Source organism: Anabaenopsis tanganyikae CS-531 (genome assembly GCF_029891675.1).
Taxonomy (GTDB): Bacteria; Cyanobacteriota; Cyanobacteriia; order Cyanobacteriales; family Nostocaceae; genus Anabaenopsis; species Anabaenopsis arnoldii.
Genome location: NZ_JANQDF010000091.1, coordinates 1 through 24,916, shown reverse-complemented (window position 1 = coordinate 24,916; position 24,916 = coordinate 1). Strand labels below are relative to the sequence as shown.

23 protein-coding genes are annotated in these 24,916 nt (G+C 42.7%); 15 read left to right on the top strand and 8 right to left on the bottom strand.

Annotated elements, in window-relative coordinates:
* The first annotated feature begins 64 nt into the window (after nt 1-64).
* The gene (locus NWP22_RS09375) at nt 65-1,819 is read left to right on the top strand and encodes a DUF3685 domain-containing protein (protein WP_280801776.1); all 1,755 of its coding nucleotides are present in this window, start codon (nt 65-67) and stop codon (nt 1,817-1,819) included.
* A 5-nt stretch (nt 1,820-1,824) separates the two neighbouring features.
* Here NWP22_RS09375 and NWP22_RS09370 read toward each other — a convergent pair whose 3' ends face one another.
* Genes NWP22_RS09370 through NWP22_RS09360 form a run of 3 tightly spaced genes read right to left on the bottom strand, consistent with a single transcriptional unit; the run spans nt 1,825 to nt 4,661 of the window.
* Entirely contained in the window at nt 1,825-3,255 is a 1,431-nt protein-coding gene (locus NWP22_RS09370) for a dihydrolipoyl dehydrogenase family protein (protein ID WP_271732493.1), read from the bottom strand.
* Between the two features lie 3 nt (nt 3,256-3,258).
* On the bottom strand, nt 3,259-4,341 hold the full coding sequence (gene cobD / locus NWP22_RS09365; protein WP_271732495.1) for a threonine-phosphate decarboxylase CobD: 1,083 nt from the start codon (nt 4,339-4,341) through the stop codon (nt 3,259-3,261).
* A gap of 26 nt (nt 4,342-4,367) precedes the next feature.
* Nucleotides 4,368-4,661, bottom strand: coding sequence for an HU family DNA-binding protein (locus tag NWP22_RS09360; protein WP_200989291.1), 294 nt, complete (start codon nt 4,659-4,661; stop codon nt 4,368-4,370).
* 437 nt (nt 4,662-5,098) lie between these two features.
* On the opposite strand from NWP22_RS09360, the gene NWP22_RS09355 reads away from it, so the two are divergent.
* Complete coding sequence (locus NWP22_RS09355) at nt 5,099-6,391, top strand: ABC transporter substrate-binding protein (RefSeq protein WP_271732499.1); 1,293 nt, start codon at nt 5,099-5,101, stop codon at nt 6,389-6,391.
* A 45-nt stretch (nt 6,392-6,436) separates the two neighbouring features.
* Here the strand turns inward: NWP22_RS09355 and NWP22_RS09350 are convergent, their stop codons facing one another.
* The 3 genes from NWP22_RS09350 to NWP22_RS09340 form a co-directional block, all read right to left on the bottom strand.
* The gene (locus NWP22_RS09350; protein ID WP_271732500.1) at nt 6,437-7,690 is read right to left on the bottom strand and encodes a bifunctional folylpolyglutamate synthase/dihydrofolate synthase; all 1,254 of its coding nucleotides are present in this window, start codon (nt 7,688-7,690) and stop codon (nt 6,437-6,439) included.
* 120 nt (nt 7,691-7,810) lie between these two features.
* Nucleotides 7,811-7,936: a photosystem II protein Y gene (locus tag NWP22_RS09345; RefSeq protein ID WP_271732501.1), complete on the bottom strand. Its 126-nt coding sequence runs from the start codon at nt 7,934-7,936 to the stop codon at nt 7,811-7,813.
* A gap of 185 nt (nt 7,937-8,121) precedes the next feature.
* Complete coding sequence (locus NWP22_RS09340; protein ID WP_271732502.1) at nt 8,122-8,652, bottom strand: gamma carbonic anhydrase family protein; 531 nt, start codon at nt 8,650-8,652, stop codon at nt 8,122-8,124.
* A gap of 242 nt (nt 8,653-8,894) precedes the next feature.
* Between NWP22_RS09340 and NWP22_RS09335 the strand changes: the two genes are divergently transcribed.
* The 5 genes from NWP22_RS09335 to NWP22_RS09315 all read left to right on the top strand — a co-directional run bounded on the left by NWP22_RS09335 (nt 8,895) and on the right by NWP22_RS09315 (nt 12,928).
* A complete protein-coding gene (locus NWP22_RS09335) occupies nt 8,895-9,404 on the top strand; it encodes a TIGR02652 family protein (protein ID WP_425332610.1) in 510 nt (169 codons plus the stop codon).
* A gap of 53 nt (nt 9,405-9,457) precedes the next feature.
* Nucleotides 9,458-9,886 carry a VOC family protein gene (locus NWP22_RS09330; protein ID WP_271732504.1) on the top strand — a complete coding sequence of 143 codons (429 nt, stop codon included), beginning with the start codon at nt 9,458-9,460 and terminating at the stop codon, nt 9,884-9,886.
* A gap of 105 nt (nt 9,887-9,991) precedes the next feature.
* Complete coding sequence (locus NWP22_RS09325; protein ID WP_271732505.1) at nt 9,992-10,504, top strand: plastocyanin/azurin family copper-binding protein; 513 nt, start codon at nt 9,992-9,994, stop codon at nt 10,502-10,504.
* A 94-nt stretch (nt 10,505-10,598) separates the two neighbouring features.
* Nucleotides 10,599-11,426 carry a type I methionyl aminopeptidase gene (gene map / locus NWP22_RS09320; RefSeq protein ID WP_271732506.1) on the top strand — a complete coding sequence of 276 codons (828 nt, stop codon included), beginning with the start codon at nt 10,599-10,601 and terminating at the stop codon, nt 11,424-11,426.
* A 107-nt stretch (nt 11,427-11,533) separates the two neighbouring features.
* Entirely contained in the window at nt 11,534-12,928 is a 1,395-nt protein-coding gene (locus NWP22_RS09315; protein WP_280801775.1) for an amidase, read from the top strand.
* Nucleotides 12,929-12,986: 58 nt separating this feature from the next.
* Here the strand turns inward: NWP22_RS09315 and ilvC are convergent, their stop codons facing one another.
* Nucleotides 12,987-13,982, bottom strand: coding sequence for a ketol-acid reductoisomerase (gene ilvC, locus NWP22_RS09310; RefSeq protein WP_271732508.1), 996 nt, complete (start codon nt 13,980-13,982; stop codon nt 12,987-12,989).
* 690 nt (nt 13,983-14,672) lie between these two features.
* Here ilvC and NWP22_RS09305 point away from each other — a divergent pair.
* From NWP22_RS09305 to NWP22_RS09285, 5 genes are all read left to right on the top strand, one after another.
* Nucleotides 14,673-15,698: an iron ABC transporter substrate-binding protein gene (locus tag NWP22_RS09305; protein WP_271732509.1), complete on the top strand. Its 1,026-nt coding sequence runs from the start codon at nt 14,673-14,675 to the stop codon at nt 15,696-15,698.
* 155 nt (nt 15,699-15,853) lie between these two features.
* Nucleotides 15,854-16,864, top strand: a complete 1,011-nt coding sequence (locus tag NWP22_RS09300; protein ID WP_334310753.1) for an iron ABC transporter substrate-binding protein — start codon at nt 15,854-15,856, stop codon at nt 16,862-16,864.
* A gap of 3 nt (nt 16,865-16,867) precedes the next feature.
* Nucleotides 16,868-18,487, top strand: a complete 1,620-nt coding sequence (locus NWP22_RS09295; protein ID WP_271732510.1) for an ABC transporter permease — start codon at nt 16,868-16,870, stop codon at nt 18,485-18,487.
* 29 nt (nt 18,488-18,516) lie between these two features.
* A complete protein-coding gene (locus tag NWP22_RS09290; protein ID WP_271732511.1) occupies nt 18,517-19,557 on the top strand; it encodes an ABC transporter ATP-binding protein in 1,041 nt (346 codons plus the stop codon).
* Between the two features lie 81 nt (nt 19,558-19,638).
* Nucleotides 19,639-20,649 (top strand): DNA cytosine methyltransferase, encoded by a 1,011-nt coding sequence (locus tag NWP22_RS09285; protein ID WP_280801774.1) that lies wholly within the window; start codon nt 19,639-19,641, stop codon nt 20,647-20,649.
* On the opposite strand, the gene NWP22_RS09280 is transcribed toward NWP22_RS09285, so the two are convergent.
* Nucleotides 20,639-21,973, bottom strand: a complete 1,335-nt coding sequence (locus tag NWP22_RS09280) for an FAD-binding oxidoreductase (protein ID WP_271732514.1) — start codon at nt 21,971-21,973, stop codon at nt 20,639-20,641. The genes NWP22_RS09285 and NWP22_RS09280 overlap by 11 nt on opposite strands.
* 405 nt (nt 21,974-22,378) lie before the next feature.
* Here NWP22_RS09280 and NWP22_RS09275 point away from each other — a divergent pair, with 405 nt between their 5' ends.
* The 3 genes from NWP22_RS09275 to NWP22_RS09265 form a co-directional block, all read left to right on the top strand.
* A complete protein-coding gene (locus NWP22_RS09275; RefSeq protein ID WP_271732515.1) occupies nt 22,379-23,167 on the top strand; it encodes a DUF1868 domain-containing protein in 789 nt (262 codons plus the stop codon).
* A gap of 389 nt (nt 23,168-23,556) precedes the next feature.
* The gene (locus NWP22_RS09270) at nt 23,557-24,018 is read left to right on the top strand and encodes a PIN domain-containing protein (RefSeq protein WP_271732517.1); all 462 of its coding nucleotides are present in this window, start codon (nt 23,557-23,559) and stop codon (nt 24,016-24,018) included.
* A gap of 760 nt (nt 24,019-24,778) precedes the next feature.
* The coding region (locus NWP22_RS09265; protein ID WP_280801784.1) for a MerR family DNA-binding transcriptional regulator at nt 24,779-24,916 on the top strand (138 nt) is incomplete at its 3' end.

Here is a 24,916-nt window from a genome sequence, read left to right as displayed (position 1 = left end):
GGGGTTTTGATCATCAGCCGATCTCAGCGCGGTTTGTGACTGAGTTTCCCGCGTACTATATCTTATGAATAATAAACCCCTAAAATTATTGTTAATTGACAAAGATGCCATATTCCGGTTAGGACTACGGGTAGCTTTGTCAACAGTGCCTGACATCGAAGTAATATCGGAAGCAGAAACAGATACAAGGGCCTTGCAGATACTAGCAGAACTGGCTCAAAAAGACCCCAACCAAGTGAACTTGGTAGTTTTAGAATTAGGTAATGGTCGCTCTATTTCCAGTCAGCAGCAAGGATTACAACTGTGTCAACAAATCAAAAACCAATACCCCAAACTACCAATTTTCCTACTGAGTTCTGTTCAAGAACCAGGATTGCTGTTAGCCGTGCGTGCTACTGGCGTTAATGGCTACTGTCCTAAAGGTACTCCTATTTCTGAATTAGTCGCTGCTATGGAAGCAGTAGTAGATGGTGGTTGTTATTGGTTTCCTCCACAGGGAAGCCTTGATTCCACTGCGGATTATTCCATCACGCCATCACCTACTCTTCCCCTGGCTGGGGTGCGAAAAAAATGGTATTTGTCGGGGGTTGCTTACATTGAAGCAGATTTAGGCGCAGTGATGACGCAATTACAAATCCCTGGGATCCCGTTAATAGATCGAGCTGTTCTGGCTGGAAAAAGACGAGAACTATTAGCCGCGCGTTGGTTACTCAGTCGGTTATTAGTTTCGCCACAGGAAAGAGAACCCGAACAGCAGAAACCGGCTGTAATTCCAGTATTCAGTAGTGAGAATGTGAGATTGAAGGTAAAAGAAGAACCTACTTTAGCGCCTCTACTTAGCCCGCGATCGCTACAATCTGATCTATTTGCAGTATGTGTGAATAAATTACAATTTTCTTTACAAAATGTCACAGATGTGGCTTTAGAAATTGATATTTTTCGGGAAGATAAAAGACGGGAACTACTGTATTTAATTCTGCAAAAACTGGCGCAAAACCTAGATGAATTGCGTGTTCCTCAAGTAAGCGGCGCTCAATTAGAAAGCTTAAAAGACACAATATTATATGATTTATGGCAAGGAGTAATTACAGATTTCTTTGGCAAATTTTATCGCGTACAAGTAGGTAACCAAGATATAGAAGTTGTCAATTTATTGCTGCAAAATTATCGGGTGGTACAAACAGAGATCATCAATAAAATACCCCTAGTACTAGAGTTATTTTCTTATTTAGTATTTCAGACAGACTTGCACATTGATAATACCACCTACCCTGGGGGTACACCTGAAGCGAAATCCCAAGCATTAATAATTTTAGAAAATTTATTGATTTCCGTAGCCAATAGTGTAGTGCAACCATTGCTCAACTCTTTAGCAGACGTAGAAGACATTAAACAGAATTATTATGATCGCCGCTTAATTTCCACAAGAGAAATAGAACGCTTCCGCAATGAGTTATCATGGAAATACCGTTTAAACAAGTATATCAATGAGCCTAAAAGCATATTTGAAAGTACCTATGAGCTATTTGTATTAGCACCGCGTGGGATTGCCAAAACTGCAATTTATGCCCCCCGTGGTCAGGAATTAGCCCAGCTTTCTGGTATTCCCCTATTAGTGACACTGGTACTAGAATTTCGAGATGCGATCGCGCCGCGGTTAAAATCATTATTATCTATTGTAGGTAGCGGTATTGTTTTTTTGCTCACTAAAATAGTGGGACGGGGTTTAGGTTTAATCGGTCGTGGTATCCTCCAAGGAATTGGTAGCGTATCTTTAACAGAAAAGAACTTTAAGCGTCATAGTGAGCGAACGAAATAAGCCGATTACCAATTCCAATCGCGGCGGAAATGAAAAAAGCCTTCGAGAAAATCTTGTAAAGCATGATTGGTATTTAACCTTTGCTGACCCCACTGTGTGGCTGTATCTTCAATAATTTGGGAAAAGCTAGGATAGACACAAGACAAGGAAGCTAAATGTTTAACGGGAATTTTTCGGGACATAGCCAAAGCAATTATATTAATTAACTCCGACGCTTCCTCCCCCAATATGGAGGCTCCCAAAATTTCCCCATTGCGGTGTACAATCAACTTACATATACCTGTAGTTTGATCTCGGAGTTGGGCAGCTGGGATTGATTTATAATACTGCCGTAAAACTAAAACCTCATCGGGTCGAAATTGGCGTTTTACCTGGACTGGTGTTAAACCGACTTCCGCTAACCGGGGATGAGAATTGAGACCCCAGGGAATGCAGCGATAATTGATTGTAAATCTGGGAAAAAACAAGGCATTTTTGACAGCGATTCTCGCTTCATAATTAGCAACATTGGGAAAATCATAACCCCCAATCACATCGCCACAGGCGTAAATCCGGGGATTAGTAGTTTGTAATTTATCATTGAGCAGTAAGCGACGTTGCCGCCATTTCACACCTACAGCACCTAAATTCAGGTACTCTAGGTTTGGTTGCTGTGCAGTTGCTACTAGGATTTGGTCGGTTTGAATAGCTTTATTTCCTACCTGAACCCACTTTTTACCCTCAATTAGTTTGACTTGAGTTACTGGTTTTTGAGTCAGGACACGCACACCATCAACTTCTAACTGTGCTTGCAGCAGGTGGGCTATTTCTGGGTCGGCGGAGGGGAGAATAGATGCAGATTTCACGGCTAAGGTGACACTACAACCCAACCGCGCCAGAGTTTGGGCTACTTCAATACTTTGGGGAATACCGCCAATAATTACCCAATTTTGCGGTAAGGTTGGTTGCTTGAGAGTTTGCCAAATATTAGATAATGTCAAGTAACCAGTGGGTTGTAATCCCTGAATTTCTGGATGGTACAAAACAGAACCAGTGGCTAGTAAGTAGGTACGCCCCCGCAATAGGCGTTGATTTACGGTAAAGCCTAAATGGGGTAAGGATTGAAATTGACCAGTACCCAGGATGACATCTACACCCAGAGCTGCTAGGTTAGCCAGAGAAGTTTGTGCTTGGATGTGGTCGATCACACCGTGACTATACAACCTGGTTTCTGTCCAGGTGAGTGATGGTTGTGTGGTGTGAATTCCCCGGCCAGCAACATCATTGAGGTTATGGAGGATTTTAGCAACTTCGCTGATGGCTTGATGTTGACTAAAGCCATAATTTACTTGAGACTCCACTAAAGCCACGGTGGCTTTGAGTTGGGTTGCAACTAGGGCTGCATAGCGTCCGGCAACAGTACCACCAATAATTACTAAGTCATAATCAATTGTCATTGGTTATTGGTCAACAGTCAAGGAATATAAGGCTGTGAGCAGACGTTGGTTATCAGACTCCGAACGGACAGCAACCCGGAAAAAGCGATCGCCTAATTCTTTAAAGCTGAGGCAATCACGAATTAAAATTTGGTGATGCTGGAGTAATTGTTGTTGTAATTGAGAACTTGATGATTGTGATCCTACTAGTAGGAAGTTAGCACTGCCTTCTAGAGGCTGCAAACCTGGAATTGAGGTTAAACCTTGAAAAAGTTGGTTTCTTGCCTGTGGTAGCCATTTCCAGGTGCGCTCTTGAAACTCTTGATCTTGGATAGCGGCAATGGCGGCGGCGGCGGCTAGGGTGTTTACAGGCCAGGGATCTCGCCATGATTGCCATTGAGCCAGACGGTCAGGGTGGGCGATCGCATAGCCTAATCTCAGTCCGGGGAGACTGTAAAATTTCGTTAGCGATCGCAATACTACGAGATTTGGATATTCTTGCACCATTCCAATGAGACTTTGTTCCTCATCGGGGGGGAGAAAATCCATAAATGCCTCATCCAGCACCACCAAGGAATATTGCTCTAAATAAGGCAAAATCGCCCCCCTGTAGAATAACCTCCCTGTGGGGTTATGAGGATTATTTAGCAATAATCCATAACTTCCTGGTGAAGATAAAGGATATGAACCAGAATTTATTCCTATTTCCCATTGTCCAGTTGTCAAAGAAAGGGGAAACTCCAGGATATTAGCATTATATGCCGTTAGTGTTCGGTAATAATCGCCAAAGGCTGGAGTAACTAAGGATGTTGCGGATAAATTCGCTAACTCTCTCCCGGCTAAAGTCAGTAATTCCGCTGAACCATTCCCTGGCAGAATCCACTCAGAAGGTAATTTATGAAAGCCTCCTAAAGCAACTCTAAGTTCACTGTAATCTGGTTGTGGATAGTGCCTAAGATTACTAATTTGGGAATAAATAGCCGCGATCGCGCTATTTGGTGGTCCCAAAGGACTGATGCTGGCAGAAAAATCCAGAATACCTTCAGGTGGACAGCCAGCTAGTGCTGCCGCCCAGGCTAAATTTCCACCGTGAACTGGTTGCTGCATCAATAAGAGGTTCCCTAAAACGTTATCTATTCTTTGGGTTCTTTTGGGGGTGCAACCTTTTCTCTAAACAGCTTACCAGCCGAGAAAGCAGGAACCCTAGTGGCAGGAATTTCCATCTTTTCGTTAGTTTTGGGGTTGCGACCTTCACGAGCCTTGCGTTCTCGTGATTCAAAGGAGCCAAATCCTACTAATGTTACTTTATCCCCAGAAGAGACAGCTTCAATAATAGTCTCCAAAGCAGCAGTTAACACAGCATCGGCTTGTTTTTTAGTAACACTAGCCTTTTCAGACACTGCATCAACTAATTCACCCTTGTTCATATCAAACTCCTTGATCTTTACTTGAGATTCTCGACAGTTGCACTGTGTGGCATCTTTGATTAATTCTCCCTAGAGAGAATTAGAAAAGTCGCTCTTTGGGATTATTGATGTTAGAAATACCTGTATATCCCATCAGATCGACTTTTCAATGAATCATTCTAAGGTGTTGTAGCCTGAACTGGATAGATGAAACCATTAATTTATATAGATTTCGGGTTTTTTTGTGCTTTTTCAGTAAATTTAAACCACAAAATATACAGATAAATTACCGCAATACTGAAAAATGCCCCAGATTTTTTTAGCTTTTGCTCTCAACCTGGTCATGGGTTAAGAGCAGATTAACATGATCAACTGACTGATACTTGACAATTTTTGATAGACTAAGCAACTGATTTTGACAACTTTTCACCCCTTGCAAATGTAATCATCAGGCTAAAATGATCCGATTGCGAAAATTCAAACAACTAGTTATTTGGGCATTGGTAGGCTTACTTACTAGTTGGTTAGTAAGTTGTAATACTGCTAATAATACAGTATCTCCTGCGGGTACACAAGCAACTGTTGAGTTTTGGACGATGCAACTCCAACCTCAATTTACTGACTATTTCCAAGGTTTGATTGCTAATTTTGAAACGGAAAATCCCGGTATCAAGGTCAACTGGGTTGATGTGCCCTGGGCGGCAATGGAGAACAAAATTTTAACATCTGTCTCAGCAAATACACCACCTGATGTCGTCAATCTCAATCCAGTTTTTGCTTCCCAACTGGCGGGAAGAAATGCTTGGTTAGACTTAGATCCCAAAATTTCTGACCCAGAACGTTCTTCTTATCTACCGAATATTTGGAAAGCTAGCACCCTGAATGGTAAAAGTTTTGGTATCCCCTGGTACTTGACTACCAGGCTAAATATTTATAACACTGATTTATTACAACAGGCAGGTATTAATAAAGTACCGTCAACCTATGCAGAATTGGCAGATGTCGCCCAGAAAATTAAAGACCAGACGGGTAAATATGCCTTTTTTGTCACTTTTGTACCCCAAGATTCCGGTGAGGTGTTGGAGTCATTTGTACAAATGGGCGTTACCCTAGTCAATGAGCAGGGTAAGGCGGCTTTTAATTCTCCCGAAGGTAAAGCAGCTTTTCAATATTGGGTGAATTTATATCAACAGGGGTTACTTCCCAGGGAGGCTTTAACCCAAGGACATCGCCATGGCATTGATTTATACCAGTCTGGACAAACGGCTTTTTTAGCTTCCGGACCTGAGTTTCTCAATACCATTGCTAGGAATGCTCCCCAAATTGCCAAGGCCTCCGCGATCGCACCCCAGATTACCGGTGATACTGGTAAAAAGAATGTGGCTGTGATGAATTTAGTTGTCCCCCGTGCTAGTCAACATCCCGATGCGGCCGTTAAGTTTGCTTTATTTGTCACCAATGACAAGAATCAGCTAGCCTTTGCTAAAGCTGCTAATGTTTTACCATCCACAAAACAAGCACTGGCAGATAGTTACTTTCAAAATGTCCCTGATACTGCTTCTACAGTGGAACGGGCGAGGGTGATTAGTGCGAAACAATTGCAACAAGCAGAGATTTTAACGCCAACTTTGAAAGATTCTAAACGTCTGCAAAAGGCGATTTATGAAAATTTACAAGCAGCGATGTTAGGTCAAAAAACTGTAGATCAAGCTGTGGAAGATGCGGCTCAAGAATGGAATAATAGGCTATAGTCTGAGATTTTAACCACATCCCCGACTGGTTCAACAGCCGGGGATCTATCCCCCCTGTCTGAAAAAATGACCGATTAAGTAGAGAGAACCACACAAAACAAGTTGATTATTTTTCTCATTAATAGCTGCGTCTAAGGCGGATGTTAAATCTGGATAGGTTTCACATCTGGACAATTCTGGACAAATTTTTACAGCTATTTGGGCTAGTTCTCTGGGGTCGGCTGAACTATGATCTGGGACTGGAACTAGATATAATTGGTCTTGCGATCGCAGTAAGGCTTGAAAAATATCTCCATGTTCTTTAGTAGAAAGCATTCCCATCACCCAAGTTAACCCAGGGGTGTGTAAACTGTCTACATAATCTCTTAATGCTTGAGCAGCTGCGGGGTTATGAGCGCCATCAATTAATAATTTGCGGTTTTTCCAACTCACCCATTGCATTCGTCCGGGCCATTGAGTTTTACTCATCCCGTTAACAATCGCTTCTGGGGAAATCTTCCAACCCTGGTTTTGCAGAATTTCTACACCAGCTAAAGCTAAGGCTGAGTTATTTAGTTGAATTTGCCCCTGTAATGGGAGAGGATATTTAATAACCCAGGAGTTTACCTGAGTTTCATATTCAGCCCATCCGGGGGAGATTTCATGAGCAGATCTTGGTGCAATATACGGGGATTGTAATTCTGCGGCACGCGATCGCACAACTTTTTGGGCATCTGGGGGCAATTTCCCCACCACAACCGGACACCCCGGTTTAATAATACCTGCTTTTTCCCTAGCAATATCCGCCACAGTCGGACCTAATTGCTGCCAATGTTCCCGGCTAATAGATGTAATTATAGTTACTAATGGATCTGAGCAAACATTGGTCGCATCCAACCGCCCCCCCAAACCCACTTCTATCACGGCCACATCAACTTGAGCTTGAGCAAAATACAACCAAGCAGCGGCGGTAATCACTTCAAACTGGGTTGGGTACTCATCATCAGCTTGAATAGCATCTTGGACTTGTAAGATTAATTGGCTGAACTTCTCACTAGTAATTGGCTGTTTATTAATACAAATGCGTTCAGTCCAATCAACTAAATGAGGAGAGATATAACAGCCAGTCTGATAACCAGCTTCAGTGAGTATAGAGTTAAGATAAGCACAAACAGAACCTTTACCATTAGTACCAGCAACGTGAATTACCGGAACTTGCAGATGGGGGTTACCCAGGTTAGCCAATAGTTTGATAATGCGGGAGAGTCCCAGATTAACGCCAAAATGCTGAAACGGTTTTAGTAAAGAATTTATATCCACAAACAGATGAGAAAGACAAGGTATATGAGGGAATAGGGCGAAAATACCCCATTTCCCCCCCAAAAAACGACTGTCCTGAATTAAGGAAACAGCCGATTTTATCGATAATTTTGTTTAAACTTAGGCTTCTCTGTTCAAAAAGTTTTGTACTTGTCTTAAAGCTGCAGCACCAATGTTAAATGCAGCCCAACTACCAGCAATGACAATGGGTGCAAGAACGATGACTATACGGTAATCGATATCCATATCTAGAACTCCTCTTTTAAGTGAAAATTAAAGTTTTATGAACTGTTCTCATGTTTATTTTTAACCTAATTGGCAAATTTTGCTAGTCCCATGGGATTACAAGTTTCAGCGGGGATTGCAATCATGTTAAGCATTGCTGCCTTCAGGCTAATTACCAATATATAGTTATATTACAATCTTTGGCACTATTTCTGGTGAGCAAAACCAAGATCATTTCCCGTTCCCCCATGAACTAAAGCTAACTTTTTGTAACGTTCTGCGTGTTCTATCAGTTCTGCGGCTTCGTTTTCTGGAACTGGGCGCAATACCTTACCAGGAACACCGACCACTAGAGACCGAGGGGGGACATTCTTAGTTACCACCGCGCCAGCACCAACGATGCTACCATGACCCACTCTCACCCCATCTAAAATAATTGCACCAATGCCAATCAAGCAGCCATATTCAATGTGGGCAGAATGTACCACGGCGCGATGGCCGATAGTGACATGATGTTCTAGAATTGTTGGTAAACCAGGGTCACCATGTAAAATTGCCCCATCTTGAATGTTTGTACATTCCCCAATATCAATGCGTTCTACATCTCCCCTAACTACTGCACCATACCAAATGCTGACCCCGGCTTGAATGTTTACCGAACCTATAACCACAGCATTGGCGGCGATGAAAGCTGCTTGAGAAAAATCGGGAGATGGCCAGTAAGAAGTTGTAGACACGATAGAATATGAATATGGTACCCACCGAACACTGGAGAAGCTCTAAAGTTTGAGGCTTGCTGCACAACCAGAATATCACAGTGTCACCTCTCTCATCTGAGTCAGATGCTAGTGAAGATTGTTTACGCTGAAACTCGGTTTCTTTGCAGCAATGAGCAAGCCTCGACAATAGAGGAGCCGAAGTGTCAAATCCAACTCGCTGGTGCTGGTGAAAACGACAATATGTTTTTATGCACTTCATGATGAATCCAGGCTTGCAGTACCCTATATTTGGCCCTGACATTCAGTGTCCCCACTGTCGTCAGTCTATTCCGGCTCTGACACTCACAGATACTTATTTGTGTCCCCGTCATGGTGCTTTTGAGGCCAACCCTAAAAATGGAGAGTTAGTTCACCTCCAGTCGGGTCGTCATTGGCGACGCTGGAATAATGAATGGTATAGACAGCATACCCATCCCGATGGCATTCGCTTTGAAATCCACGAGGCATTGGATAAGCTGTATACTCAAGGTTACAGGGCAACACGGGTAATTATTGCTCAACGTTATCAGGAGTTGATGAGTGGCTATCTAGAACGTAGCACCCCTTGGCGTTCTGGAGACCCGGAAGCTACCTCAGCACGATTATATGGCTTACCCGTGGATTTTAGCCCCGATGCTTCCCAAGATCCCAGTTGGGATGTGATTAATTTTGATCTGGAAAAGGAACCTGGTGTACCTGTACGCTATCCCTATTTCCGATTATTTGAGTAACAGATGTAGAGACAATCGATCAATTGTCTCTACCAGGGGGTGACTAAATTATTATGCATCACGCTTCGATTCGCACTGCTAATATTCATCGGGCGATCGCATTCTATGAACTGTTAGGGTTTACAGTTTGTGAGCGCTTCACCACAGGCTATACTCTGGCTTGTTGGATGGAAGGTTTAGGGGGAAGAATCGAATTAATCCAAATTCCTCAACCTAAACCCGCACCAGATGCTTTTACCGATGAGCATTATGTGGGTTATTATCATCTGTCTTTTGATTTAACTACAATTACATCCGATTTACCCGGATGGTTGACAAATTTACAATCACGTGTTAATTGTGCAGAGAATTTACCACCCCTGAAAGTACTTTTAGAACCCACTCAGCAGCAAATAGGCGATCGCATTTGGGAGGTGGCTTTTATTGCTGATACTGATGGCTTACCCCTAGAATTTATTCGCTGTCTGGCTCAACTTGATTAGTTACAGGGTGTATTAAACCATGCTACAATTATTCTGGTTTTTTTGTAACATTGTCAAAATTAGTTAATATATTATCCCCTTGGCAAAATTTGGTTTAACTACTCAATGACTCGGTTATTTACAGAATTTTATCAAAATATATTCTACCCAATTCTACCTAATGTACTGCGTTTAATTCGCCAGTTCACTTTCCTATGTTTGCTGCTGTGCTTAGTTTTTGCGCTTCAGAGCCAGGCGATCGCCGCTGATTTTACAGATAATTTACTTAAACAGCCACCTAGAGAAATTACGATTAGTTTAGGTAATTCCGCTAATGAACTCAAATTTGAACCAGATCATTTAGAATTTGTCCCTGGTAAACGCTATCTATTACACCTAAATAATCCCAGCCAACTAAAACATTATTTCACAGCCAAAGATTTTGCTGATAGTATCTGGACGCAAAAAGTCGAAGCTGGCAAAGTAGAAGTCAAAGGCGCAATTCATGAACTAGAACTCAAACCCGGTGCAGAAGCGCAATGGTTCTTTGTGCCCATCAAACCCGGGAAATATAGCTTAAACTGTTCTATAGCCGGACATACAGCAGCAGGAATGACAGGAGAAATTGCTATACAGTAACTGATGACAGCAATCGCAAACCAGGCTTGGTAAAAATAAGCTAACTTAAATTTATAGCCATATCAGTCAGTCATCAGTAATTATTAAACTCTCCATGAACATTCTCAGTAACCTGCTCTCCCAAAAAACTCAGCCCCAAACCACACCAAAACAACACCGGGGAATTGAAATTAAATCCCCCCGGGAAATTGAAACCATGCGGCAATCAGCTAAAATTGTAGCTACCGTACTCAAAGAAATTTCTGAGATGGTCAAGCCGGGTATGACTACAGCTGATTTGGACGCTTACGCTGAAAACCGCATCCGGGAAATGGGCGCTACACCCAGCTTTAAAGGCTATCATGGCTTTACCGGTTCCATTTGTGCCAGTATTAATCATGAAGTTGTCCATGGTATCCCCAGCACTAAGAAAGTAATTCAAACCGGGGATGTGTTAAAAGTAGATACCGGTGCTTATTACGAAGGTTTTCATGGTGATTCTTGTATTACCATCGCCGTGGGAGATGTCACCCCAGATGCTGCTAAACTCATCCGCGTTGCAGAAGAAGCACTTTATAAAGGTATTGAACAGGTAAAGGCGGGTGCTTATTTACTTGACTTAGCCGGAGCCATAGAAGACCATGTAAAAAGTAATGGTTTTAGTGTGGTGGAAGGATTTACAGGGCATGGTGTAGGTCGGAATTTACACGAAGAACCTTCAGTTTTTAACTACCGCACCCGGGAAATGCCAAATGTGAAACTCCGCGCAGGAATGACTTTAGCAATTGAACCAATTTTAAATGCAGGTTCTAAGCATACTAGAATATTGTCTGACAGATGGACCGCTGTAACTGTAGATAATTCTCTATCAGCCCAGTTTGAACATACGGTTTTAGTGACAGAAACAGGTTACGAGATTTTAACAGACCGCACCCAAGTTTAATATACATAGTTTTGGGGACTCCGGTCCCTAATACAAACTTGGAGGTTATATAACTCCAGCCATAAGTAAATATACCCTGATAAATAGATATTTTAATTAATCAACATATGAATAACAATGATTTAGCTTTTACCCCAGCCCTAGAATTAGCCAAGCTGATTCGTGGTCGGGAACTATCACCCCTGGAATTAGTAGAATTATATTTAAACCGCATTGAGCAGTTTAACCCCCAACTAGGAAGTTATTTTACAGTCACAGCAGAACAAGCGATCGCAGATGCTCAGGCTAAAACAGAAATATTAACAACCACCTCAGAACTACCGCCATTTTTCGGTGTCCCCATTTCCATTAAAGACCTCAACGCCGTGGCTGGTGTACCCTGTACCTATGGGAGTCCAGCCTTATTACAAAACATCCCTAACTACGATGATGGCGTAGTCACTCGCATTAAACAAGCTGGATTTATTATCCTGGGTAAAACCGCCACCTCAGAACTAGGTTCATTTCCTTACACCGAACCTACAGGATTTCCCCCAGCGAGAAACCCTTGGAATTTAGAATACACCCCCGGCGGTTCCAGTGGCGGTGCTGCTGCAGCGGTAGCAGCGGGGTTGTGTGCCATAGCCCAAGGTTCCGACGGTGGCGGCTCTATTCGCGGTCCCGCCGCTTGCTGTGGTTTAGTGGGTATAAAACCATCAAGGGGTAGAGTCACCCATGCACCCGTAGGAAGTCCCGTAGCTGGACTTGGTACTAATGGACCGATCGCCCGGACGGTAGCAGATGCAGCCGCCCTTTTAGATGTCATGTCCGGTTATGTCACAGGTGATCCTTACTGGTTACCAGATCCTCAAACTTCCTTCCTCGCCGCTACCACAGAGAAACTCGGTAATTTACGCATCGCCTTTAGTACCAGTATCCACCCCCTGGGGCTAGCTGATGCTAACTGTCAGCAAGGGGTAATGCAAACAGTAGAATTATTAGCACAATTAGGTCATACTATAGAAGAGAAGTCCCTTGATTTGAGTGGGTTAGTAGAACCATTTCAAACTGTGTGGCAAGGTGCTGTCGCTGCATCAGGAATACCACCAGAAGCATTACAGCCGGTGAATCGCTTTCTCTTCTCCCGCATAGGTTCTGTGGGTGAGTATCTCCGGGCGGTTTCCCAAATGCAAATCCTAGCCAGGCAAATTGTGGCGTTTTTCGATACCGTAGATGTACTAGTATTGCCTGTATATTTACGTTCACCCATTCGGGTGGGGGAATGGGCTGATTTAACTCCAGAAGAGACATTCCAAAAAATTATCCACTGGGTAGCACCTTGTCCCGCTGCTAACGCCACGGGACAACCGGCTATAGCCATTCCTGTGGGTTTTGATGCTAACGGGTTACCTATGAGTGTACAGCTAGTGGGCAAACCCGCGGCGGAATCCACTTTAATTACTCTAGCAGCGCAATTAGAAGCCGCCAACCCTTGGATTCAACATCGACCCAACTTGGTATAGAAACACCAAGGACATCATAATATTGCGTAATTCCCCATGGGGAATTACGCAAGCTTAATTACACTTTCTTTAACCAGCTAAACATGGCGCGTAAATCTTTACCAACTTCCTCAATGGGGTGTTCAGCTTCTTGGCGGCGCATAGCAGTAAATCCTGGTTTACCAGCTTGGTTTTCTAAGACAAATTCCCGCGCAAATTGCCCAGATTGAATTTCGCTGAGGATTTTCTTCATTTCCGCTTTGGTAGCTTCGTTCACTACCCTAGGGCCACGGGTGTAGTCGCCATACTCAGCAGTGTTAGAAATACTATCGCGCATTTGGGCTAGTCCCCCTTCCACAACTAAGTCAACAATTAGTTTCACTTCGTGGAGACATTCAAAATAAGCTAACTCTGGTTGATAACCAGCTTCTACTAAGGTTTCAAATCCAGCTTTAATTAAGGCGCTTAAACCACCACATAATACCGCTTGTTCACCAAACAAATCTGTTTCGGTTTCTTCCCGGAATGTGGTCTCTAAAATACCAGCCCTTGTACCACCAATACCTCTAGCATAAGCCATGGCGCGATCGCGTGCCTGACCGCTAGCATTTTGATAAACTGCAAACAGCGCCGGTACCCCTTGTCCTTGCTCATAAGTCCGGCGTACTAAATGTCCCGGTCCTTTGGGTGCAACCATCACCACATCTACATTAGCAGGTGGGACGACTTGGCTAAAGTGAATATTAAAGCCATGGGCGAAGGCCAGAACCTTACCAGCTTCTAGATTTGGTTCAATTTCGTTTTTGTAAACTGTCTTTTGGACTTCATCCGGTAATAAAATCATGATGAAATCAGCAGCTTTCGCAGCATCGGCTACAGATTTCACAGTTAAACCAGATGCTTCCGCTTTGACTGCTGACTTACTACCCGGATATAGTCCCACAATCACATTTAAACCACTATCTTTTAGATTAAGGGCGTGGGCATGACCTTGGGAACCATAGCCAATAATGGCAATAGTTTTTCCAGCCAAAAGGTCTAAATTGGCATCTTCGTCATAATACATCCGGGCCATATGCATCTCCTGTCAGCAGCATTGTCATTAATTAGCAGGCTTTTGATCATACCTTAAATTGAGTAACTACAGACAGATCAATTTATAGACCTGGATTATACGTTTATTTTCTAGGCTCACTCAGAGGATGTTTGATAAGTTTTCCACAGGTAATTTTTATCTTAGGGAACAGGGAACAGGGAACAGGGAACACCGAAGGATTGGGGAAAACACAAAAAACAATCAAATCCAGTCCCCTCCCCTTACAAGGGGCTAGGGTGGGGTCAAGCAATAGTTGATACACTAATCATGACTTGACAAACATCCCCTGAGCGATCGCCCCACTATCCCTGAAATTTCCATCACAATGCATTTCACCCCAGGGACACCCAAAATGGTTGATAGCCAAAAACTGTTGAGAAACTAAACCTACTCCGTAAAACTCCTACCCACCTAGTTATTCGCGAATAATTCCTATATGGATCTAATTGCTTTTAGAGCAAAATTCTGATTTAATAGAAATTAATCTCAAGTATATCTAGAAGCATAATTAAAAGGTATTGTCAATAATATCAACTAAAAAAAACAGCATTACCGCAAAATCAGTCATCTTTGCATCCAATTGGTAGGAGGAGCACAATTGTTCTCTCAAGTAGCCATAGCAGTTGATTGTTTGATCAAAATCTGTAACAGTTCCGATTTAGGGAAAGCATGAAACGTCGCCAATTTATTTATTTAGGAATAGCAACTGCTAGCGCTGGATTAGTAGTTTCCTGCAATGGGAATTCTGATCAAACCGCCACACAGTTAGAATCAGAACTAGTAATTTACTCAGGACGCAACGAAAAACTCATCGGTGAATTAATCAAGCAGTTTGAACAACAAACTAACGCTAAAATTCAAGTCCGTTATGGTGATACGGCTGAATTAGCATCAGCAATTTTGGAAGAAGGTACAAATAGTCCCGCAGATGTATTTTTTGGTCAAGATGCAGGCGCTCTCGGAGCGCTACAGAAAGCCGGTAGAGCCGTAAAATTACCCGACTCCCTCCTGAATCAGGTCGATAGTGCTTACCGTTCTCCAGAGGGTAAATGGGTAGGTGTTACGGGTCGAGTCCGTACAGTAGATTACAATACTAAATTAGTCAAACCAGAGGAATTACCATCCTCAATTTTTGGCTTTACTGACCCGAAATGGAAAGGGAAAATCGCCTGGGCACCTACCAATGGTTCGTTTCAATCCTTTGTCACTGGGTTACGGGTTGCCGAGGGTGACGAGAAAGCAAAAGAATGGTTAAAAGGTATTAAAGCTAACCAGCCAAAAGTGTATCCTAACAACACATCAATAGTTGAAGCTTTAAGTCGTGGTGAAATAGCTGTAGGACTTGTTAACCATTACTATTTGGAACGAATTAAACAAGATAATCCTCAAGTTCCTGTCGCACATCATTTCACTCAAGATGTTGGGTCTTTAGTCAATGTCGCCGGCGTAGCGATTGTCAATACTGCCAAGCATCCTAATATAGCTCAAAGGTTTACAGAATTTTTGCTCAGTCAAGATGCTCAAAACTATTTTGCTAATCAAACTTATGAGTATCCTCTGGTTTCGGGAATTTCTCCCCAAGGGAATTTGAAATCACTCACTGAAATTCGCCAACAAAATAAAAAAATTGATTTGAGTAACCTCAATGATTTGGAGAAAACACTACAAATCATGCAGGAAGTAGCAGTCATTTAAGCCGATCTGGCTCTTGGTTAGCTCACACCAGCAGAACCTGCTGAGAAAAAAGTTGAGAATTGTTCTTGCTTACTAGGACTACTTAATGATAATACTTATAAGTAGTCAACTCTATTGAAAAATATTTCTGTTAAGGAAAAATCGAGGGTAAAAAATTGAAAACTTTCTCATTAAAGCAAGTTTCAGCCGGAGCTTTAGCTTTCATGCTCACTTGGGGAATTGGTCTGAGTGTAAATGCACAGACAAAAACTATCACTATCTATTCAGGTAGAGGAGAAAAACTGATTTCGCCCTTACTCGAACAAGCCGAAAAAGACCTGGGTATGAATATCCAAGTGCGTTATGGTGATACTGCGGAGTTGGCTATTGCTCTTGTAGAAGAGGGTAAAAATACCCGTGCTGACTTATTTTTTGCTCAAGATGCAGGTGCTTTAGGCGCGTTAGAAAGACGCAAGCTAACTACAACCATTTCGCCTGACCTACTCAACCAAGTAGATCCGCGCTTTCGTTCTCCCCGGGGAAATTGGATGGGTATTTCTGGACGGGCGCGGGTATTAAACTATAATACGAATCGCGTCCGACAAAGTGAACTACCAAAGTCTATCTGGGAGTTAACCAGACCACAATGGCGCGGTAAGGTAGGATGGGCTCCAACTAACGGTTCATTCCAATCATTTGTTACCGCCATGCGCACCCTGGAAGGAGAAACCAGAACTCTGGAATGGCTACGAGCTATGAGAGCTAATGGCACAAAAGTTTACCGCAACAATACTACAATTGTCGAAGCCATAGGACGCGGAGAAGCTGATATCGGTCTCACGAATCATTACTACTTAGCTAACTTCAAAAAAACTAATCCTAATTTCCCTGTGGCGACTCACTACACTAATAAAGACCCAGGATCGATGATTAACATCGCAGGTGTCGCAATTATGGGATCCACCAAGCAAAAATCAGACGTAGAAAGATTTATTGGCTACCTACTCAAACCAAGTTCACAAACATACTTTGCTACACAAACAAATGAATATCCTTTAGTCAAAGGAGTAGCAGGGCCAGCAAATCAAGTACCATTAAGTCAGATTCAGGGGCCAAATATTAACCTCACTAATTTACAAGATTTAGAAGGAACCTTAGAATTGCTACAAGAGGCAGGAGTTTTGTAAAAATTGAAATCATCGGTTCGCCCTCCATTATTTCTCATATTAGCGGCGGGGGTGGTAGCTGTGGCTATTACCCTACCGTTAGTATATTTAGTGATTCGCGCAGTTGGTATTGGTGGGGATGAGTTTTGGGCATTAATCACTCGTCCCCGTAATATTGATGTATTCTTACAGAGTGCTGCTATGGCGGCAACAGTGACTGTATTTTCTGCAGTGATTGCCGTCCCATTAGCTTTTTTAACAGTGCGGACAGATTTACCAGGACGGAAATTTTGGGTAGTGGCCACCACATTACCCTTAGCAGTTCCTAGCTATGTGGGCAGTTTTGCTTTGATTGCCACCTTAGCACCCAGAGGCAGTTTTTTACAAATATTACTAGAACCTTTGGGAGTAGAAGAGTTACCTTCTATTTATGGTTTTCCCGGTGCGGTTTTAGCAATTACTTTGTTTACTTACCCTTACTTACTCCTGAGTGTACGTTCAGGACTACAAGGTATAGACCCTTCTATAGAAGAAGCCGGGCGCAGTCTGGGTTATGGTAGTCACGAAACCTTTTTTAAGGTGGTTCTACCTCAACTGAAACCATCAATAATTGCCGGGGGGTTATTAGTAGCTTTGTATGCGCTGCGAGATTTCGGTACACCCTCTTTAATGCAGTTTGACTCCTTTACAAGGGTAATTTTCATGCAATACAAAGCTAGCTTTAACCGCAACACAGCCGCAGTGTTATCTTTAATGTTGGTAACACTGGTACTGTTGATTTTATGGCTAGAGTATCGCATGCGATCGCGCGCTGCATATTACACTCGCGGATCCGCCTCCCTGCGTCCCCCCAAAATTGTCAAATTAGGAATTTGGAAATGGCCAGCTCTGGGCTTTTGCCTACTGATCACTAGCTTCGGTGTAGTGTTACCAGTAGGTATCACCTTATTTTGGCTAATTCGCGGGATCAACAGCGGTTACAACTTCCCCAACTTGTTACCCAGTATCCTCAACTCAGTTTCAGCAGCTGGATTAGGTGCGATCGCTGCTACAATATTTGCCTTACCTGTAGCCATCCTATCAGTCAGATTCCCCACCAAAATCAGCGCCATCATTGAACGCTGCTCATACATCAGTTTTGGCATACCAGGAATTGTCATCGCTTTATCATTAGTCTTTTTTGGGGCTAACTACTTACCCTGGCTATATCAAACATTACCAATGCTGGTATTTGCCTATTTAGTCTTATTTCTGCCCCAATCAATGGGAGGAATACGCACTAGTCTTTTACAAATAAATCCCCAGCTAGAAGAATCAGCACGCAGCCTAGGTAGAACTCCTTGGGAAACCCTAAAAGAAATCACCCTTCCCCTAGTCAAACCAGGTTTAATCAGTGGTGCAGTACTAGTATTTCTCACAGCCATCAAAGAATTACCCGCCACAATGTTACTAGCACCCATAGGCTTTAACACCCTAGCCACAGAAATTTGGCAAGCCACAGAAAACGTAGCTTTTGCCGATGCGGCCGCCGCCTCCCTCACCATGCTGCTAGTTTCCATGGGTTCAACCTTATTAGTACTATCTCAAGAAAACGTTAAAGAAGACAAAGTAATACCTAACCCCAAAACACAACCCAAATTTTAATTTCCTCATCGCTTTATTTCTTATCTACCATGCAACAAGCAATTGTCCAATTAGAAAATATCACCAAGCAGTTTTCCCCAAATGTCCCTCCCGCCGTCAATAACGTCTCCTTAACCCTCCAACAAGGAGATATATTAGGATTACTCGGCCCCTCTGGTTGCGGTAAAACTACCCTGTTGCGCATGATTGCCGGCTTTGAGAAGCTGCAATCGGGAACAATTAAAATTGGCGGTAAAATAGTTGGTAACGGTTCTGTTTCTGTTCCCCCCGAACACCGCGACATCGGTATTGTCTTTCAAGACTACGCACTGTTTCCCCACTTAACCGTCGCCGAAAATGTCGCCTTTGGCTTAAAACATTCCACACCACAGCAAATACAAAAACGTATCAGCCAAGTCATTGAACTAGTCAACCTGCAAGGCTTAGAAAAACGTTACCCTTACGAACTCTCAGGCGGACAGCAGCAACGAGTCGCCCTCGCCCGCGCCTTAGCACCCCAACCTCAACTCATGCTGTTAGATGAACCCTTAAGCAACCTAGATATACAAGTGCGGTTGCGCTTGCGCGAAGAAATCCGAGACATCCTCAAAGCCGCAGGTACTTCAGCCATATTTGTTACCCATGACCAAGAAGAAGCGCTAGCAATTTCCGATTTAGTCGGTGTCATGAGACAAGGAAACTTAGAACAAATAGGCACACCAGAAGAAATTTACACTCATCCTGCATCCAGGTTTGTCGCTGAATTTGTCACCCAGGCTAACTTCCTTCCCGCCCGCCGTCAAGGTAATATTTGGGAAACCGAAGTAGGTAATTTTGAATTACCAGTTAACCTCAGCAACGATACCGGCGAAATCATGATCCGTCAGGAAGGCTTAAGATTAGAACCAGCCACTGATTCGGCTGTATTTATTCACAGCCGCAGATTTTTAGGCCGAGAGTATCTCTATTGTTTAAAAACCGCCTCCGGGAAAGAAATTCATGCTCGCACCATCGCTGATATTCCCCTACCCATCGGCGCACGGGTGCAATTATCTGTCCCAAATGATACTGTTCAGGTGTTCACACCATAGATTTTCACCCCTTAAAGATTTATAGTTAGGGTTACTGCCCTACTTTTATCTAATTAGTTCTTTAAGATTTGATTTCAAACCTTGACATTCAGACCGCCTTACCTGAACTTTCTAGAAACAGAACTACAACTACCTCAAACAAATAAAACTCAACATTTAGTCATTGATTTATTTGCCGGTTGTGGTGGGTTAGCCCTGGGCTTTGAAGCTACAGGTTTTCCAACAATTGGTTACGAAATTTTAGCAGATGCCTGCGCGACATATCAACATAATCTGCCGAGTGTCTGTCATCAGGTTAATTTAACACCATTATCTGATTTAATTGAGAAAGCTACAGTTATAATTGGCGGTCCCCCTTGTCAACCCTTTAGCGTCAGTGGTCATCAATTAGGCTTAAAAGATAGTCGTGATGGCTTCCCAACTTTTCTTGCTGCTGTTGAGCGTTATCGTCCTCAACTAGCTTTGTTTGAAAATGTCAGGGGAATGCTATTTCGTAATCAGAAATATTTTGCAGAAATTGTTTTAGCCTTAAAAAAACTTGATTACATAGTTGAATGGGAAATTTTAAACGCCGCCCACTATGGTGTACCTCAAAAACGAGAGAGACTGTTTTGTGTAGCACATAAAGGCGGGTGGGAGTGGCCGGAAAAAACACATTTATATTCACCTTACACTGCTGGAGAAGCCTTGGGAGAATTAGCATATTTAGCACCACCTAATTCTAAATTTCTGACTCCTAGCATGGATGAATATATTAAAAAGTATGAGATAGCTTCTAAATGCATCAATCCTAGAGATATTCATTTGGATTCCCCTGTCAGAACAGTCACTTGTAGAAATTTATCCAGTCCAACCGGTGATATGTTACGCATCCGTTTACCAGATGGACGCAGAAGAAGGCTGACAGTTCGTGAGGGCGCGCGTCTACAAAGTTTCCCTGATTGGTTTCAATTTCAAGGTTCCCAAAACAATCAGTTTAACCAGATTGGTAATGCTGTACCTCCTTTATTAGCAAAGGCTTTAGCGAATTCTGTACAAACTTATTTGCACAGTCATCAATACTCTTATCATCTTCACAGCTTCATTTATTAAATTCTAAAACCTTGCTTTTACCAGGATTCATTAACCCATAAGGATCAACCATTTCCTTAAACTTTAACTGCTCAGGGTCAATCACCTTTCTCCCCCCATCTTCAATAATATATGTGTGGGGATTAGCAATAGATACCCCCTTGGCTTCGTGATAGCGAATAATTTCATTTAGGCGTTCTTCTGTGGTGTAACGCACCAGCTGTAAAGCACCTGGAATGACCCTCCCATTCACTCGGAAAAATTCTAAATGCATCATCACTTCATCACCAAAGTAATGATACATATGCTCTACCAGTTCCAAATTAGGATCTGGCGGAAACATACTTTGTAAGTAGGTAATTGAATGATCTATACTCCGGGCGTGAAGGGTGGTGTGATTCCAAGTAAATTCCCCCAAGTTCAGACTTTTTTCTGCAACTGGTTTTTTATAGGTAATCTGTCCACCATATTGCTGCACTAAACCGGGTAATAATTCTAAACTTGGTTCCGCCAACATTAACAAGACTGAGTGACTACCTTGGGAAATATACTCTTGTAGTGAGTGAAAGTATTCGGGAATGGGCGCTGCAAACACCGCAATTAATTTTTTAATCATCCCATCCGCATTACCCAAGGCTTGCCCAAACCTCCCAGCTGCCATAAAATCGTTAAAAGTAACAATCACTTCCGCCCAAGGGTAAGCAGGCCCTAAGGGAATTTCCGCCTCAGTAATAATGCCATTGATACCCCAGACATGAGTTACTTTACTGACATCATCACCTCGTAATTCCATGACACGGGGCTGGTCTTCTAAGGTTACCACTCGCAGAGCTAAAATATTACCGCGATCGCCTAACAACCCATATTGTATTGACCCAATCCCCCCACTTCCACCAGCAATAAACCCAGCAATAGTCGCTGTGCGGTATGTCGAGGGTGCCATCCGGATTTCCCAGCCTATTTCCCTAGCTTTTTTATCTATAGCCGCCAACTTTACCCCAGCTTCTACCCGTGCTACCCCCGGTTTTACCCAAGGTATCCCCTGCATCTGCGACATATCTAAAATTACGCCCCCATGTAAAGGCACACATTGCCCATAATTACCAGTTCCCGCACCTCTCACAGTTATAGGTATTTGGTATTCTACACAAGCCTGGGCAACTTTTATTACCTCTTTTTCATTGCTGGGACGGACAACCATATCCCCAACTTTTCCTTGCAGCTTTGGTATTAGAACTGGGCTAAAGGTGTGATAATCCTGAGATAATTTGGCCACGTGGCTAGGTTCGGTAATAATTTCTAGACCTGAGAGAGAGTTAACCAGAGTATCTAATATTTTTGTCATAGTTTATATATCCTTTTGCCTTGTCGTATTTTTGACACACTTAACCCCCAATGCTATATTAACCCTGCGTCCCTTTGTCTTTTAACCTACTTATTTTACGCATCACCACTGATAAACTCACAGCAACTCAGGGGATGAATTGCTGTTCATATCTACCAAACACAGAATTGACTCTTGTGGCAGATGGTTGATATGCCAAGAATGGGTTACCATGCCGACCAGAACCGGCTAACCGTCCGCGCTAGCATCTCCACAAAAAAAGGTAAATTATACTTATAGATTTGTAATAATTATAACTCAAAAATAGAAACATTGAAAAAAAAGTTCAACACTTTTGAAATCACTCTGCATAATCTGAGTAAATTTCCTTAAAATCTATCAAGTGAGAGCGCGAGGCTACTAAGATTGGACGACAACTATCAAACTTACCTAAACCGAGTAGCAAGAATGACGCTACCAGAAGCTTACAGATCCCAAATTCAGCATATTCAGGAATCTGGTAAGTTTCATTTACATTCTGGACTCAGACAACCTACACCTTTTCCTGGGTATTCACTCATTACCCCACCGGGTGACGAAGATGCGAAAAACTCTACCTTCTATACAAAATTACAATCTTACCAGCAGGAACTTTTACAGCTACCTGTCAATAGTGATTTGATTGTCCCCGTACCCCCTACTAGCTTTCATTTGACTTTAGCTGACTTGATTTGGGACAGTGCTTATCTTCATACCTGCGAAAAAAACCCGGAATTTGAACAAGAGTTACGTTCCTGTTGTGCTGAAATCTTGCAGCAATATCAACAATCCATCACAAACCGAACCCCTCCGATTCAATGGCAAATGCTCGGGCTGATAGTCATGCCGAGAGCCATAGGTGTTTGTTTAGTCCCTCAAGACCAACGTTGTTATGAGCAGATTATTCAATTTCGCCGCCAAATCTATCAAAATCCCAACTTAATGGCTTTGGGTGTTGAACAGCATTATCACCTGACAGCCCACATTACATTGGGCTATTTTGGCGACATTTCCTCAGATTTAGACCGTACAAATTTCACCACTATGCTGTCTGAATTGAATCAGCAATGGCTGGAAAGTTCTCCAGAATTTTTCATCCACTCTGTGGAACTACGAAAATTCGATGACATGACCCACTATTATCGTCAACCAGACTGGCCGAGCTTAAATTTTTAGATTTAACCAAGACCTGGACGGCTAAAAGCCGTCCGTTGGTCTTCCCCATTCCCCGCCTCAACCAATCAATTCATCAATCAAACCACACCAGACATCCTCTGAGACTTCCCTTGAGCTCAATTGCAGATAATTGGGCTGAACATTACTTCAAGCCTAATTTCACACCCTATCTGAAATCTTGCTGGTTCAGCTTGTATTTAATTATGTTCATACTCAATTGAGATAGCTAAAGCCCATTTATACTTACGACTTGAGTTGTTTAAATTACAGTCTTACTAATTGATTGTTCCCAAAGTAAGTACGTAAAATATCCAGACCAGGAATGTAAAATTAATGGCTCTCAACTGCTTTCTGACGCTATCTTTATTAGACTATAAAGGGGATATCAAGTGATCAGAATTTTATTGGATGCTGATTTAATACTAGAAGCTTTGATGAATCGCCAAGAATTTACAGAAGATATTAGACAATTATTAGACCAAGTAAATCCAGCTATTCAGATGTACCTGACAAATCTCGGCGCGCAAAAAATTTCTGCCTATGCCAGATGCTTAAACGGTAGTAATATTGCTGAGATGATATTATATTGGTTACAGGAAAAAATTGCACTCTCTCAGGTTAACCCCCACATTCTCCAAAAGGCACGTTCATTACCCCTGAGGGATTTTGAATCTGCTGTAGAGTTATGCTGTGCTAAGTATTGGCAATTAGATGCAATTGTCACTCATAAACAAGAAGATTTTATATTGTCTACAAATAACTTGTGGGTTTGGTCAATAGCAGACTTGCGCTTACGTGCAAACCTAGAAAATCAGCTACAAGCCACTAGATTTAACATCTCCCATCCTTGAGAGAGAGTCGATTCTCAACAGTTGTAATCTTCCTCAGTAAACCCGGCTTTAAGTGGTATCGTTCTCTATAACTTGTTGTCATATCTTGTTTATATAGCATTTCCCATGCTCGTGAGGTACAATTTTTTTTAGTTTGAGGGAACACACCGAACACGGTATGGCTAACGCCACGCTATCGCTATCGACTTCGCTCACCGACCCCACAAAAAACAATCAAATCCATTCCCCTCCCCTTACAAGGGGATGGCTAGGGAGGGGTAAAACAATAGTTGATACACTAATCATGACTTGACAAACATCCTCTCGCGTTTCCCCGGCTACCTCAAAGCTCAGGTCTGTCACCCTGCCGTATTATATTGATAGTTAACTTACCTCCCCCGTGGGAAAATCAAACCCGATTCCCATAGGACGTTTACAAATGCTAAACTACTTCCATAGCGGTAAAGCTCATATATAAAAGGCGAAGTAGGTAAGCGTGGACAACTCCTGTAAGCCAGGCTTTGCCACTGCCTTTCAAAGACATCTAGAAACCCGGTGGCAAAAATCCTAAATCCTATACAAATGTGGGAGTCTTAGCACCAGTTTCCTTAAATGTCGCATCAAACGCTGTCCGGCGGTCGGTGTACCCTTTTAGATGCGGTAAGTTCTACCATGTCAGCCTCTGGAGTGGACGTGTAACTAATTGTAACTTATTTGCTTAAAACAAGCAAATCTCATTAACTCACGCTACACTAAAAGTAGTTGATTTAATGAGGTTTTGATGCAACATATCACTCCCAAGGAAGCAGCTAAAATCCTTGGTGTCCATGTCTCCAGTCTCAGGAGATGGGAAAACGAAGGTAAGCTTAAAGCAATCCGTACACCAGGCGGTCAAAGGCGGTTCATCCTCGAAGAAGTC